This window comes from Acinetobacter sp. 742879 (genome assembly GCF_000588535.1).
Taxonomy (GTDB): domain Bacteria; phylum Pseudomonadota; class Gammaproteobacteria; order Pseudomonadales; family Moraxellaceae; genus Acinetobacter; species Acinetobacter pittii.
Window position 1 is genome coordinate 1 of sequence record NZ_JFYC01000019.1, and the last position, 13,538, is coordinate 13,538.

15 protein-coding genes are annotated in these 13,538 nt (G+C 36.3%); 4 read left to right on the forward strand and 11 right to left on the reverse strand.

Annotation, left to right across the window (positions count from 1 at the left end):
* The 3 genes from J690_RS20940 to J690_RS20950 all read right to left on the reverse strand — a co-directional run.
* Positions 1-1,274, reverse strand: a 1,274-nt coding sequence (locus J690_RS20940; protein WP_032038123.1) for a fimbria/pilus outer membrane usher protein, incomplete at its 3' end; no start/stop codon positions are given.
* 40 nt (positions 1,275-1,314) lie between these two features.
* Positions 1,315-2,022: a fimbrial biogenesis chaperone gene (locus J690_RS20945; RefSeq protein ID WP_002115167.1), complete on the reverse strand. Its 708-nt coding sequence runs from the start codon at positions 2,020-2,022 to the stop codon at positions 1,315-1,317.
* A gap of 83 nt (positions 2,023-2,105) precedes the next feature.
* Entirely contained in the window at positions 2,106-2,636 is a 531-nt protein-coding gene (locus J690_RS20950) for a Csu type fimbrial protein (protein ID WP_005068793.1), read from the reverse strand.
* A 681-nt stretch (positions 2,637-3,317) separates the two neighbouring features.
* Between J690_RS20950 and J690_RS20955 the strand changes: the two genes are divergently transcribed.
* The 3 genes from J690_RS20955 to J690_RS20965 all read left to right on the forward strand — a co-directional run bounded on the left by J690_RS20955 (position 3,318) and on the right by J690_RS20965 (position 6,813).
* Positions 3,318-4,991 (forward strand): FMN-binding glutamate synthase family protein, encoded by a 1,674-nt coding sequence (locus J690_RS20955; protein ID WP_032038125.1) that lies wholly within the window; start codon positions 3,318-3,320, stop codon positions 4,989-4,991.
* Positions 4,992-5,200: 209 nt separating this feature from the next.
* On the forward strand, positions 5,201-6,256 hold the full coding sequence (locus J690_RS20960; protein ID WP_017387349.1) for a linear amide C-N hydrolase: 1,056 nt from the start codon (positions 5,201-5,203) through the stop codon (positions 6,254-6,256).
* A gap of 62 nt (positions 6,257-6,318) precedes the next feature.
* Positions 6,319-6,813 (forward strand): hypothetical protein, encoded by a 495-nt coding sequence (locus J690_RS20965; protein ID WP_050688067.1) that lies wholly within the window; start codon positions 6,319-6,321, stop codon positions 6,811-6,813.
* A gap of 56 nt (positions 6,814-6,869) precedes the next feature.
* Here the strand turns inward: J690_RS20965 and J690_RS20970 are convergent, their stop codons facing one another.
* The 5 genes from J690_RS20970 to J690_RS0104725 form a co-directional block, all read right to left on the reverse strand.
* On the reverse strand, positions 6,870-7,898 hold the full coding sequence (locus tag J690_RS20970) for an alpha/beta hydrolase (RefSeq protein WP_002115207.1): 1,029 nt from the start codon (positions 7,896-7,898) through the stop codon (positions 6,870-6,872).
* Positions 7,898-9,022, reverse strand: coding sequence for a YdcF family protein (locus J690_RS20975; protein ID WP_002115205.1), 1,125 nt, complete (start codon positions 9,020-9,022; stop codon positions 7,898-7,900). Before J690_RS20975 ends, J690_RS20970 begins: the two co-directional genes overlap by 1 nt.
* Positions 9,023-9,026: 4 nt before the next feature.
* Positions 9,027-10,061 carry a UDP-N-acetylmuramate dehydrogenase gene (gene murB, locus J690_RS20980; protein WP_032038131.1) on the reverse strand — a complete coding sequence of 345 codons (1,035 nt, stop codon included), beginning with the start codon at positions 10,059-10,061 and terminating at the stop codon, positions 9,027-9,029.
* Between the two features lie 19 nt (positions 10,062-10,080).
* Positions 10,081-10,584, reverse strand: coding sequence for a low molecular weight protein-tyrosine-phosphatase (locus tag J690_RS20985; protein WP_002115216.1), 504 nt, complete (start codon positions 10,582-10,584; stop codon positions 10,081-10,083).
* A gap of 257 nt (positions 10,585-10,841) precedes the next feature.
* A complete protein-coding gene (locus J690_RS0104725) occupies positions 10,842-11,069 on the reverse strand; it encodes a tautomerase family protein (protein ID WP_005073831.1) in 228 nt (75 codons plus the stop codon).
* A 62-nt stretch (positions 11,070-11,131) separates the two neighbouring features.
* On the opposite strand from J690_RS0104725, the gene J690_RS0104730 reads away from it, so the two are divergent.
* A complete protein-coding gene (locus J690_RS0104730) occupies positions 11,132-11,599 on the forward strand; it encodes a winged helix-turn-helix transcriptional regulator (protein WP_032038133.1) in 468 nt (155 codons plus the stop codon).
* A 280-nt stretch (positions 11,600-11,879) separates the two neighbouring features.
* On the opposite strand, the gene J690_RS20990 is transcribed toward J690_RS0104730, so the two are convergent.
* From J690_RS20990 to J690_RS20995, 3 genes are all read right to left on the reverse strand, one after another.
* Positions 11,880-12,428, reverse strand: a complete 549-nt coding sequence (locus J690_RS20990) for a cysteine hydrolase family protein (protein ID WP_032038135.1) — start codon at positions 12,426-12,428, stop codon at positions 11,880-11,882.
* A gap of 232 nt (positions 12,429-12,660) precedes the next feature.
* A complete protein-coding gene (locus J690_RS24485) occupies positions 12,661-12,891 on the reverse strand; it encodes a hypothetical protein (protein WP_032038138.1) in 231 nt (76 codons plus the stop codon).
* 289 nt (positions 12,892-13,180) lie between these two features.
* Positions 13,181-13,510 carry a YcgJ family protein gene (locus J690_RS20995; protein WP_212771365.1) on the reverse strand — a complete coding sequence of 110 codons (330 nt, stop codon included), beginning with the start codon at positions 13,508-13,510 and terminating at the stop codon, positions 13,181-13,183.
* Positions 13,511-13,538: the final 28 nt, after the last annotated feature.

The window sequence follows — 13,538 nt, forward strand, 5'->3', positions numbered from 1 at the left end:
ATGTTCTTACTGATGCGCCCTTCTAAACCCAGCAAGGCAGAATAGCCGTTTTCATCTTTATACTGGCTCGCTGCGATGTCAGCATTAATTACCCCAATACCCAAAACATTCTTGGCAAATCCTGTGCCGAGATTCGACAGGCCATCTGTTGAAGCCTCTGCACCGCCGCTTAAGGTCAGTGAGTTGCTGTAGCCGTATCGAATCGCACCTGAGGCAAAGGTGGCATCGTCATAATCATTTGAATACAACCCATAGTTGTAGCGTGGAACCCCCACATCTACTGAAAACTCATTAATGCCTTTTGCCAGAATCTTGGAGGAAAAATAGTACGGCTTTTTGGTAATGCTCTGCTGTCCCGTTGCATCGGTAGTCACAAGTGTGACTTCATTTCCCGAAATAAATGGAAGCTGTTTAATATCAAATGGACCAGATGGGACTAACCCTGAATAAATCTTTTGCTGGTTGACGTATAAATCCAGTGTTGAAGGCAGTGCTGCCGAGCCGGAGAATTGCGGGAGTGCCGAGGTGACAATATCACCGCGTTGACTATAAGCACTCGACCACTGAAAACCGGCAAGACGGACACTACTCCCCCAGTCTGGGCTATTAGAAATAAAGTCGCCTAGGGTATATATCCTGATCTTCTCAGGGTCGACATATTGCCACTTACTTTCCAGTCGTACCCACTTTTCATGGCTATAACTATTTTCATTACTACCGTTATATAAAACCCCTGATGAAAAGTTACCAATTGCACTGTTAAAAATACCCTCTGCCGTACCTGAGAAAACGTTCTCGTCATTGGTCATAGTCTGATACAGACTGTAGTTCAGAATGGCTGCATTTAAGGGTTTCATCTTTAGCAATTGTGGGCTAGTGATCTGCTGGCCATTTAAGTCAACTGAGTAACCCGTTAACATGTTCGGCGGAACTTTTAAGTTTAAAGACTGCTCATTTTCGAGATATTTAAACTGGATTCCGTTTAGATCATTAATACACACCCACTGATTATCTGGGATATGTTCACCCATTTTTAGTCTTAAAGTTTTTAAATCACGAGAGCGGATATATAATTTTCTATCTTGATCCTGCCGTACCGATATTAAATCTTTAGAAACATTTGAATTAACAGAAATATTTAAAAATAGCTGTACATATCCCTGATCAGAACCAAATGCCTGATGAGCAGAATTCGGAACTTCGGGAATACTTGGTAAGACAGCATTGGTACTATCTTGTAATGATTCAGCAGCGGCATGAATCGGCAAGTACATAACACATAAGGCACTTACGATATATTTCATATGTGCCTCTTTAAAGAGATGTTTGCTTACCGTTAATATTTAATAAAATATTATATTTATGACCTGCTTGAAATTTAAAATCAGGACTAATATTAAAATTTCTCGCTTTCCCAGCAAGAATATAACCATTCACGGTATTTACTTTAATGGTATAGCTTTTATTTGCTGTTGTATCCACAAGTATTAAGTTATTTAAAAGCGCATGTCGATTACCAACATTACTTATGGTGAGATAAGCGTTATTTTGTTCTTGTTGTATTGACCAATTCAGTTTAGTAATCGCATCTTTATTCACTACAAATACAGGTAATGACGAACGTAGTAGTACGTTAACCCCTTGATCAGCTTTACGACTATCAATTGGTTTTGGTAACTCATCAATAATAATACGATAAGTTTTTTCACCAGAAATAAGTTCTGGGTTAATTCTAACTACACGTAAGTTATAAGAGTCACTAGGCTGTAGTTTTAAAAATGGTGGACTAATTACAATCTCATCCGTAGGGATTAACTGATCTTGACCAGCATTTTGTCTCCATTCAAATACACGCACCTGCAAATCAGCGCTTTCATTTGACTGATTATATAAACTAATGGAAGAGGCAGCCTGATCACTCAATATTTCAACACTAACAGGTGAAAGGCGGATTGATGCTGCATTTAGCATACTAGGCAAAAATAACAATAAACTTGTCACAACAAAGATATTTTTTTTCATGATTTGCCCAGAACTACTTTTCTCAAATTGAGCTAGCACCTTTAAAAAAGAGCTAGCAATGACGCAATAAAACTTATTAAAAATTAATAAGTCACTGTTACAGTCACAGTGTCAACATAGCTACCTGCACTTGGTAAAGTTGAGCCAGCAGGAATACGACCATAGACGTTAACTGTTTGTGCTGCACCAGTACCAGTACCGCTATATGCAGTTGTTGCAATACCAATTGCTGTTGCACGGTTAGTATCTGAGAAAAGGTTGTAAGGAATGTATTCGTTGCTAGCCGCCCCACCAATCATACGACGTTGTGTCGATTGAGCATTTTTTCCTGCGTCAAAAGCCAAAGTCCATGGCACAGTGTTGTTACATAACACTTTAATTGCAGTCCCACCTGTTGTTGTGGTGTCTGCATCTACATTGCTCGCAAGCGAACTTAACGTACCAAAGTCTAAAATTGCATTTGACGTAGTACCTGTTGCAGAAGTGTTGAGAACACAACTGTTTGTAATCGTTGCTTTAACAGTTAGTGTACCGGTTGCGTTAGCTGCATTTGCAACATTGATAGACGTTAAACCCATAGCAATTGCTGATAAACAAATGAGAGACTTATTCATGGTTAAAAACCTTTTTACATTACGCCAATAAAATTAATAGATGTAAAAATTAGCCTTCCCCATCACAATCACTAGTTCTTCTGACTGTTTTTTCAAAGCGTTATTTTTTTACTCTACTAGTTGCGCATAATACAAAAAAACAACAAAAATACTAATGTTTGTTTCATTCCAAATATCAATTAATAATCAAAATTTTGATTGTTTTCTCAATTATAAAAATTTTTATGGTTATCCCCACTCTTTTTATTAATTTTCGATAATTTCATTTACATTTTTATTAGTTTTTCTAAAAAATTTTAATTTTTCATTAGTTAAAATTTACCATCATCATTTATATTTTATAATTTTTTAAAGTTTATTCAAAAAAATAAGAACAAAAAGCAAGCACCTGATTATTCTATATATTTTAAATGAATAAGAAAATAATACTTTATGAATAAGAAATCTAAGTGTTTTATCACATCTTTAGAATTTTTTAGAGATTTCAATGGCTAGAGGCGGGTCTTCACTACTAAAAGTATATATTGCTAGCTCAACTATTTCTAAAAATTAAATGAAAAATCAAACCTAATAATCTTTGGATTTTGTTATACCGTCCTTAAGCTAACAATTCCATACTTGTGGTTTTAGTTCCTTCTTGGCAAGGTATGTATCAGTAAAACATTAGGAATTTGTTCCAATATGGCGAGTCCAGCACAAATCATTCGACATAAATTTCTCAATACATTTTTTTCACGTCATTCTCTCTGGTTTTTATGTATTTTTACTGCGCTCAGCATCACATGGTTTCGAACCGTCTATACCCCTCATAGTATCTATTATTTTATTTCTGATACTCTCCTTAATGGTTTATGGGTAGTTACAGGCGCTTTAAGCCTATTAGGCCTCTATGATGTTTTACAAAATAAACATTCAATTTTAAGAAACTACCCAATTATGGGACATTTTCGTTTTTTGTTTGAAGATATACGCCCCGAAATTCGTCAATACTTTATTGAAGCGGATCAAGATGCTCTACCTTTTTCTCGCATGCAACGAAGCTTAGTTTATCAACGTGCTAAAAACGAAAATGCAGATAAACCTTTTGGCTCAATTATTGATGTCTATCAAGAGAATTACCGCTTTATTGTCCACTCAATAAGCCCTTGCCCACCAGCTGATCCAAAGAGCTTCCGCATTCAGGTGGGTAATGCACAATGCCTTCAACCCTATAGTGCATCCATTATGAATATCTCTGCCATGAGTTTTGGTAGTTTAAGTGCCAATGCAATTCGAGCACTCAATAAAGGAGCGCAATTAGGTGGGTTTTATCACGATACTGGTGAAGGTAGCTTAAGCCCTTATCATCTCGAAAATGGTGGAGATATTGTTTGGCAAATTGCCAGTGGTTATTTTGGATGCCGTACCCTAGATGGAAAATTTGACGAGCAAAAATTTGCTAAACAATCTCAATTGCCACAGATCAAAATGATCGAATTAAAGCTTTCACAAGGTGCAAAACCGGGCCATGGCGGTATCTTACCTAAGCATAAAATTACTGAAGAAATTGCCCAAATCCGTGGCGTTTCACGCGATCATGATTGTATTTCTCCTGCTAAGCATTCTAGTTTTTCTACCCCAATTGAAATGATGCATTTCTTACAGAAGCTGCGAACATTATCTGGCGGCAAGCCAGTTGGTTTTAAACTGTGTATTGGCCAACCTTGGCAATTCATGAGTATTGTTAAAGCAATGCTTGAAACAAAAATTATTCCCGACTTTATTGTTGTGGATGGTTCTGAAGGTGGTACTGGTGCAGCACCAATTGAGTTTAGTGACAATATTGGTACTCCATTACGAGAGGGCTTACGCTTTGTCCATAATACTCTTGTCGGTGCAGGACTCAGAGATCAAGTTAAAATTGGCGCGAGTGGTAAAATCATTAGTGCTTTTGATATCGCTAGCACTTTTGCACTCGGTGCAGACTGGGTTAATTCAGCACGTGGTTTCATGTTTGCAGTTGGGTGTATTCAGGCACAAAGCTGCCACACCAACCAATGCCCTGTGGGTGTAGCGACTCAAGACAAAGATCGTCAAAAAGCAATTGATGTACCGACTAAATCAGAACGAGTATTTAATTTTCATAAAAATACCTTGCATGCATTATCAGAAATGATCGCTGCTGCGGGTTTACGCCATCCTTCTGATATTAAAGCTCATCATTTGGCTCAGCGAGTAAATGACCGTGAAATTAAGAACTATGCTCAGTTGCATTTTTTCTTGAAAGAAGGTGAACTTTTACAATCTGAACTTAATAATGACGATGATAATTTCTACTATCGAATGTGGAATATGGCTGATGCCAATCATTTTTAATTTATATTAATTTTTATAAGTTGAGCATCACCTTTATAGTGTGATGCTCTTCCAGATTTAAACCTAATATGTGATTTTTGCTTAAATTTTACGCCTCTTTTAATTTGTATTTAATAGATTTTTCACCTAATATAAAAGTATAAATAATGTACACATTTTAATTTTATTTAATAAAAAATTTTATGCTTATAACAAGAAGGTACCTCATCATGTTGAAAAAAACATTCATCTCTTCTTTTGTTGCAATCGCTGTAGGCTTAAGTAGCTATGCTGTTGCTTGTACACGTGCAGTATATTTAGGTAATAACCAACATATTATTACTGCTCGCTCAATGGACTGGAAAGTTGATACAGGGACCAACTTATGGATTATGCCAAGCGGAGTTAGCCGTGACGGTAGTGCTGGTCCCAACTCAATAAAATGGACGTCGAAGTATGGAAGTGTAATTGCTACAGGTTATGAAGTTTCCACAACAGATGGAATGAATGAAGCAGGTTTAGTTGCTAATATTTTATGGTTAGTAGAGTCTGAATACCCAGATGCAAAAAAGACAGATAAGCCTTTATTAAGTATTGCAGCATGGGCTCAATATGTACTCGATAATTTTGCAACTGTAGATGAAGCCGTTAAGGCCTTAGAAAAAGAACCCTATACTATTATTACAGACAATGTTCCCGGTGAAACACGGCTCACCACCTTACATTTATCTATTTCTGATAAAACAGGTGATAGCGCAATTATTGAATATATTGGTGGAAAACAAGTGATTCACCATAGCCGAAGCTATCAAGTCATGACCAATTCACCTACTTTCGATAAACAACTTGCACTTGTTGAATATTGGAAGCAAATTGGCGGAACGATTATGCTTCCCGGTACTAACAGAGCATCTGATCGCTTTGCACGCGCATCATTTTACATTAATGCTATTCCTAAAAATGATAATACAAAACAAGCACAAGCTTCTGTATTTAGTGTGATTCGGAATGCATCTGTTCCCTATGGGCTAAATACTCAAGAAGAACCTAATATCTCTTCGACTCGCTGGCGAACTGTTGCCGACCACAAACAGATGCTCTACTTTTTTGAATCCGCTCTCTCACCAAATGTATTTTGGGTTGACTTAAAAAAGATTAACTTTAAAGATGGTAAAACACGTAGACTTGATTTAGGGCCTGATCAAAGCCATATCTATGCAGGTGATGCTACCTCTTCCTTTAAAATTGCAAAACCATTTGTATTTTTAGGTCCAACTACGCGTTAATTTATGTCAAAATTTATTACTCTTAACATAAATAATATTAAGCATACTATCTTGGAATTTATATGATGAAGAAATCTCTACTTTTATTGGGTTCATGCCTACTTACTGCGGCTTGTAGCACCACACTGGTTAGTACACCAGCTCCTAAAGAGGTAAAAACAGCTGGTCAACTAAACTGCTCACCAACTGAACTATGCCCAAGCTTATTGGTTAAATGGAATGAAAATCAAAAAAATCAGCTTCGAGTAGATGTTCATTTAAGTAGTAGTTATAACTTTTACGATATTAACGCTTTGACTTTTGATATTGATGGCAAACGATTCAATTACGAACCAGCTCAAGCCACTGAAAAGACAAATGTGAGCCGATTAGTACCTAAACATTCAACCACTTACTTTGTTATTCCAAGTCAATTCCTACAAGAATTTAAAAATGCTCAAAATGTGAATGTTTTAATCAAAACAGATAAAGGAACAATCGAGCGCAATATGTATAGTCCACAAAAGCAGTCTTCAGTTTATAAAAACTTTATGCAGCTTTATCAAAATTCAAAATAAAATACAAAGATTAAATAATGCATCTATCTAGAGTTTTGGATAGATGCATTATTTTTCTAATAATAAAAATGTTTTGGCTTTGCATGCAAAAAGGCCGGAATCAAACCCGTTAAAGCCGCACGTATATCTGCACGTTCATTAATTAATTGATGAGAGCCTTCTTCAAGCATTAACAACGTTTGGAGTCTAAATTTACGACGAATAAATTCAATGTTGTAACGCCAATCAACCGTCTGATCAAGAGCACCTTGTGCAAGCCAGACTGGGATACGGCAAGCAGGTCGCTCTTCCATTTCCTGCATCCATTTTGACATTGCCAAAATCCAGTCCATGCCCATCATTCGAGGTTGCAGAGGATCTTTTAAACGAATAAAACGCAAAAATTCAGGATTATGATTATTACGTCTAAAATGCCTTGGTACCTGACGCTTAATACGGCGAATAATGCCTAATCCAACGGGGTTATGCCACCACGCGGTTTTTGCAGGGCGAATTAGCGGAGAAAGTAAAAGTACTCGATCTACAATCGGATCTTGGCGTTTTTCAGCATATTCTAATAAGTGATGCATCCAAATTGCTCCACCCGTACTTTGACCAATACCGACCCATGGTTTAGGTAACTGATCTGCATGTTTCACATATTGATAAACAGCCATCAAAACTTGCTGGTAATGATCAAAGTTTTTAATGCTGGCTGGTGAGCCATCACTTAATCCATGTCCCGGCAAATCATAAGTAATGATACTAAAGCCCTGCTCAAGAATTTCACGAATGATTGGCTGATAGATACCACTATGCTCAAGATAACCATGCAATAGACAAACTGTACCTTGTATTTTTTCTACTTTAGGTTTGAAAACTTGCACATGCAAACGGAATAACGGCATTTGAACATAGCCTTGCCAATGGTCACATTCAAGTAAATGTAAACCATACAATTTGCGGTAGGCCAGCAAATCACGGGAAGGTTCTTCTAATGTATTTAAATTAAGTGGACTCAAAACCTGCGGCGTAAGATCACGATTAGGAACCGGTAAATCTAATTGTTTTAATACGGCAGGATTGAGAAATGGAATATCTGACATTAAGGAACCTCTCGACAATCACTTGAGCCAAACAACATGTCGCGAATTGTCGCAAGTAATTCATAATTTGCACGGCGGCTATGATCGTAATTTTGCACACTTGGTTGCCAGCGCGTCAGTGGAGTTGGCATTGGAGCTACAACAGGAATAGTTTCAATACCATTTAAGGCAAAGAGTCGGCGTGTACGCGGCATATGATATTCATCTGTAACCAACATGACTGTCGGTGCCCCGCCTTTTTTCTGAAGCAATAAAGAGCTAAAGCGAGTATTTTCACATGTATTCATACTACGCTTTTCTAATAGCTTTGCATCAACACCGCGCTCTTTTAACCAAGCTTGCATATAAGGTGCTTCTACACCGCTAAGTACAATAGGCAGATGATTTTGTTTTTCAACTTCTAAAGTTTTTTCTAATCGCAAACGCGTATAGCCATTAACAACAATATCCTTACCATTTTTATCTAAGGTTAATCCGCCACCCAACACAACAATTGCATAAGGTTCTGATAACTTTTTAGGTTGTACGGGTAATGGATTTTTACGCACATACTCGACTTTTTGTTCAGGTTCACTGACAGCTTTTTGATGCTCTGGTACCACAGGTTTTCTTGCTAAAAACTCTGTATATTGCTCAGTAAGCGCTTTATTTTCAGAACTATTAATAAAAAGTGCTTCGTCAACAGGACTACTCGCCTCATCTGCGGCATCAATTTCTGAGTTTTTAGCGACTAAAGGAACCGTTACAGATGCTGCTTGTTCTTCTGAATCCTGTTCCTTTTCTTCTAAAAGAATAATTTGCTGCAAGGCTTTATAATTCTCTTGAATATAGGTCAGATCAGATGTTCTTTTTTCACGTAACGCTTGCTCTGTCAGTTTTAAATAGGCCTGACGAGCGATCCATAAATTTGAACCCGGCTCTAAATTATCATGCTCACTTAATGCAGCCTGTCTTTGGCTCTCAGCAGCGACTTGATTAACATCAACAGGTACAAAATAGTTAAGCCCAGCTACAATAAGTTTTGAATAAAATGGCGAATATAAAAAAACCACGAAACAGCCTAATAGTACAAATAGCACGGTGACTACTTGTACTAAACGTACCATTAAGTGTACTTTTGGCATAAAACTATTCCGTATGATTTTCAATTAAACCTAAACTGTTATAAAGCACAGGCTCTGGTTCTAACATAATATGGAAAAGCTGATCAACATCACGTTGTACAGCCTGATAAGTTTTCCTTACATCAACTAGAGATGCATTGGCATAATTCACCAGAACTAATGCCTGTTTATGGAACATCCCTACCATATCGAGTTGCTTCCCTTTCCAACCCGCCTGATCAATTAACCATCCTGCTGCAATTTTAACGTTTCCGTTAGCTTGAGGATAATGTGGAATTGTTGAGAATTGTGTGACTAAGCGTTCAAACTCTTGAGGTTTAATAACTGGATTTTTGAAGAAACTCCCGACATTAGGATACTCTTTTGGATCAGGAAGTTTACTTTGTCGAATATGGATGACCTGATTTTGTAAATTTTCGGCAGTCTGATTGTCTCCAACTGCTTGTTTCAAGTCGCCGTAGTTAAGTTTTAAATGCGGCTGTTTAAGCAATTTAAAAGTGACATGCGTGATAATGTAACGGTTTGGATCATCTTTAAAAATACTATGGCGGTAAGCGAAATGGCAGTCGGCCGCTAAAATTGTCTGAGTTTGCTTTAATTTACGGTCATACACTTGTACTGACTCAATAAACTCACCTACCTCTACCCCATACGCCCCAATGTTTTGTACGGGTGAAGCACCAACTAAACCTGGAATAAGGGCTAAATTTTGCAAACCAAACCAGTTCTGTTCAGTGCTGTATAAAACAAAATCATGCCAGACTTGGCCTGCGCCAACTTTAACCCGCACAAAATCATCATCGTTTGATAAAACTTCAATTCCCTGAATATCAAGATGAATCACTAAAGCATTGATCTGCTGCGGTAATAACATATTACTACCGCCCGATAATACAAGTACATTTAACTGATGCTGCTCAGCAAACTCTAAAGCTGATTCAATATCTTGAATACTGCCAACTTTAGTATAGTGAGAAACAGTTGCATCTAAACTTAGAGTATTGAATGGCTTAAGCTGTACTTGATTCTGAATTTGCATTGTATTGAAAAACCTATTCTTAAACATTCAATTGTTTTTTTAAAATATTGACCCACGCCAAACTACTGGACTCACATTGATTGAGTACACGTTCAAAACCATCAGCACCGCCATAATAAGGATCAGGCAACGCTTGTTGTGGGTATTCAGGATCATGCTCACTCATTAAAGCTACTTTTGCACGAATTTGATGTGCGCCAAATTGGGAAACGGCTCTTTGCAACACGTCATGAATATCTTCAAAATTTTGATGATCCATTGCCAAAATCAAATCAAACTCTAAAAAGTCTTGAGTTGAAAGTTGTCTTGCACGTAAAGATGATAGGTCATAACCCCTTTTTTTGGCATGCAACTGACTACGCTGATCAGGCGATTTATTTGGATGATAATTACTCGTTCCAGCTGAATCGACAATAACATTGAGTTGATGCGCGTCACAATAATGTCTAAAAACTACTTCAGCCGTGGGAGAACGGCAAATATTTCCTAAACAGACACATAACACCTTATATTGTGTTTCCATTAGAAATTACTTCCAAACATTTGAATTACATAAAAATAAACAGGGTCATGCACAATCTTAACAGACTATAAGTTTGTGAGAACTGAATTGACCATTGTGGCTTGTTGCATTTTGTCAAAACTCACATGGGTTGAAAAGGAAAATAATGTTTATCAATAGATTAAAAGTTGATAAATCAGGCGATAAATTAGCTAATCTTGTACTTCTTGTAGTAATTAAATAAAAATAAAGCCCTAATTTATAGGGCTTTACAAACATCACTTGGATGCAGTGATTAATTCAATCATTTCCTTCGTAGGCCTGAAGCTGCCTAATTGCCAATGCTCAGGAGGATGCTCATCAATTCTTATCCAGACATGTTCTCGAAAAGCAGGATTTCCCTTTCCTTCTATTTCTACAAATAAATCCGTTATTCGCTTGAAAAGCTCAGCCTTACTATCTTTATCTAGTAAACCTTCTATAGTTTGTATATTTATAAATGGCATAATGCTACCTGAATTAAGGCTAGGTCTAAATTATAGACTCATGCTAATTGGAGCTCCCACTGATGTCAAATCAAATTATTCCAGATCATAAATTTCCAGTAGATGTATGTGGGATCTTCAAAATTACAGAAATATTGAATGACAGATGGACGATCCTCTTGTTAAGAGAAGCCTTCTATGGGGTAACAAAATTTAATGATTTTTTAGAAAATACAGGCATATCAAAGCAAATTTTATCTAATCGTCTAAAGCATCTCATCCAATTAGAAATATTTGAATTATCAATTTATAAAGAAGTTGGTGAGCGAGAACGTAAAGAATACTTACTCACTAAAAAAGGCAAAAGTCTAAATATTGTCTTACTCGCCATGCTTGAGTCTGGCGGTAATTTTATTGAAGCTGGTAAAGATGTGGTGAAAGTTTTTAATAAGAGTACTGATGATGAACTTAAATTAAAACCTGTTGATTCTTCTAATCAAGTTATAGATTTTAAGAATTTGGAACTTAAGCTCATTCATAGCAAAAAATAAATTTTTATAACTCAGCTACCCTGATCATAAAGTCCTCAGTATGCTTTTATAAAGAAATAAAAAAAGCCTACTCTTTCAAGTAGGCTTTCCCCTTATGACTTTTGCGCTGATCATTCAGGTTTATTGTTGTTTAAAGCAACGGAAGGATCTTACAGAAATACTTAAGAATAAAAAAGCCCTTCCAATAACAGTTATTCAATAAAGCCTTCTGTACTGCGCCCTTCTAAGGCTAAACAGCCTCTTCAAAAGAAGCACTTGGCTTTACTGTTTTGTTTCTAAATTAAAACTCATCTATAAACTCTTCTGTAGTTATTACATTAGCAAAAGCATTGTTAGAAATTTGGTTATGGTGTTCAATTATACGCTGAGCACTTAAATGCATAGAATCAAATGTAGTATGTGCATCAGAGATTAAAGTTACTTTATATCCCACTTCTGAAGCGGCTCTAATAGTAGAGTCGATACAATACTCAGTTTTCATGCCAGTGACTATGACTTGATCAACATCAAGTTTTTCTAACCAATCTTTTAGAACAGTGCCCTTAAAACTGCTAGGGTATATTTTCTCAATGACAGTATCTATATCTGGATTAAAAGATAATTCTGCTATCAATTGCGTATTAGCATCGTCTGGATCTAATGGAGTACCTTTTGCTCCAACGTGACGGATAAAAATAACTGGTCTCTTATTTAAGCGCTGATACTCAATAAGCTCACGAATATTTGAAAGTACACTTTGATGGTTATACGGCTTTAGCTCTCCTTTGAATAGGCCATTTTGCATATCAATAACGAGTAAAGCTGATTTTGAGTTATGACTTTTATCCATAATCTTTCTCTGTAAAAAAACCAATAATGTGCAGAGAAAAATAAACCCAGCCATTATTGGCTGGGTTTGGTTATCTTATTAAGTCGCTCTAATAAAAAATCACACGCAGCCTTTTCTGTAGGTCGTGGTGGTTGTATTGATTTTCTTTAGTAAACAGTTCATGAATTAAACTTGCTCATCATTAAAGCGCAAATAAACATACCATAGTTTTTTCTCAAAAAACAAAGCTTATTTACTTAACTGAATGTAAGTACTCATAGGCTCCTTTTTCGTTACTCTCCAGTTTAATGACTGCATCTGTTTCATCATTTAGTGTCAGGTTAAATATTTTTTCACCATCATATGAAATTTGATGGCCCATACGAAACTCTGAATCAAGTGACTCAAGAATAATAAAATTTCCTTCATTGTTCGAAGCAATATAGTAAGTGTTGTTCCGATGAACATATCTAATTGTGTACATCACTATTTAAATTCCACCTAAAAATTATGTTTTTTCTTAATAATAAAAAGATCTTTGTTCCCTTCCCAATCAGAAAAGATCCTACCGAGAACTAAACCCTCCCTTATTAATTATTACCCCTGATCATTTAGTATTTTTTCACCCTATACTATTAAATTGATATTACAGAAATACTTAATAATAAAAAACCCCGCCATTAGTCGATAGTTAGCGGGGTCTTTTGCGATTTAATTTTACTTTGATAGACTCATCTATCAGAGATATTTGCCTCATTTCTGCAATAGAAAAATCATTTATTTTTAAAAAGCTTATCTGTCATAGTTCTATCAATTTTACTGCGATGCCCATTCTCAAAGTATCGATCGACATGGCATAGTTTTGTTTTAGTATCACAGAACACACCGTTTGACAGCGTAAACGCTGAAGTATCAAAATCACCTTGAGAGAAGGCTTTATTCGCTTTATAAGTGCCTAAATATTTAGCTGTAAGCTTTTTAGAAATACCTTTTTTGTCAGCACAAATATATTTGTCACAAATTACACCTTTTGTAGGCGAATATACACTAGAGCTGTTTTTCGCGATTGCTGCCGAGCTAAGCATCAAACACGTACATCCCATAATACTAAGAAAAGTTTTAGAAATTTTC

Bases quoted from the DNA above. Each gene is read 5' to 3' on its own strand.
- J690_RS20945 (WP_002115167.1), bottom strand. From the start codon at position 2,022: ATGAAAAAAAATATCTTTGTTGTGACAAGTTTATTGTTATTTTTGCCT.
- J690_RS20950 (WP_005068793.1), bottom strand. From the start codon at position 2,636: ATGAATAAGTCTCTCATTTGTTTATCAGCAATTGCTATGGGTTTAACG.
- J690_RS20955 (WP_032038125.1), top strand. From the start codon at position 3,318: ATGGCGAGTCCAGCACAAATCATTCGACATAAATTTCTCAATACATTT.
- J690_RS20960 (WP_017387349.1), top strand. From the start codon at position 5,201: ATGTTGAAAAAAACATTCATCTCTTCTTTTGTTGCAATCGCTGTAGGC.
- J690_RS20965 (WP_050688067.1), top strand. From the start codon at position 6,319: ATGATGAAGAAATCTCTACTTTTATTGGGTTCATGCCTACTTACTGCG.
- J690_RS20970 (WP_002115207.1), bottom strand. From the start codon at position 7,898: ATGTCAGATATTCCATTTCTCAATCCTGCCGTATTAAAACAATTAGAT.
- J690_RS20975 (WP_002115205.1), bottom strand. From the start codon at position 9,022: ATGCCAAAAGTACACTTAATGGTACGTTTAGTACAAGTAGTCACCGTG.
- murB (WP_032038131.1), bottom strand. From the start codon at position 10,061: ATGCAAATTCAGAATCAAGTACAGCTTAAGCCATTCAATACTCTAAGT.
- J690_RS20985 (WP_002115216.1), bottom strand. From the start codon at position 10,584: ATGGAAACACAATATAAGGTGTTATGTGTCTGTTTAGGAAATATTTGC.
- J690_RS0104725 (WP_005073831.1), bottom strand. From the start codon at position 11,069: ATGCCATTTATAAATATACAAACTATAGAAGGTTTACTAGATAAAGAT.
- J690_RS0104730 (WP_032038133.1), top strand. From the start codon at position 11,132: ATGTCAAATCAAATTATTCCAGATCATAAATTTCCAGTAGATGTATGT.
- J690_RS20990 (WP_032038135.1), bottom strand. From the start codon at position 12,428: ATGGATAAAAGTCATAACTCAAAATCAGCTTTACTCGTTATTGATATG.
- J690_RS24485 (WP_032038138.1), bottom strand. From the start codon at position 12,891: ATGTACACAATTAGATATGTTCATCGGAACAACACTTACTATATTGCT.
- J690_RS20995 (WP_212771365.1), bottom strand. From the start codon at position 13,510: ATGGGATGTACGTGTTTGATGCTTAGCTCGGCAGCAATCGCGAAAAAC.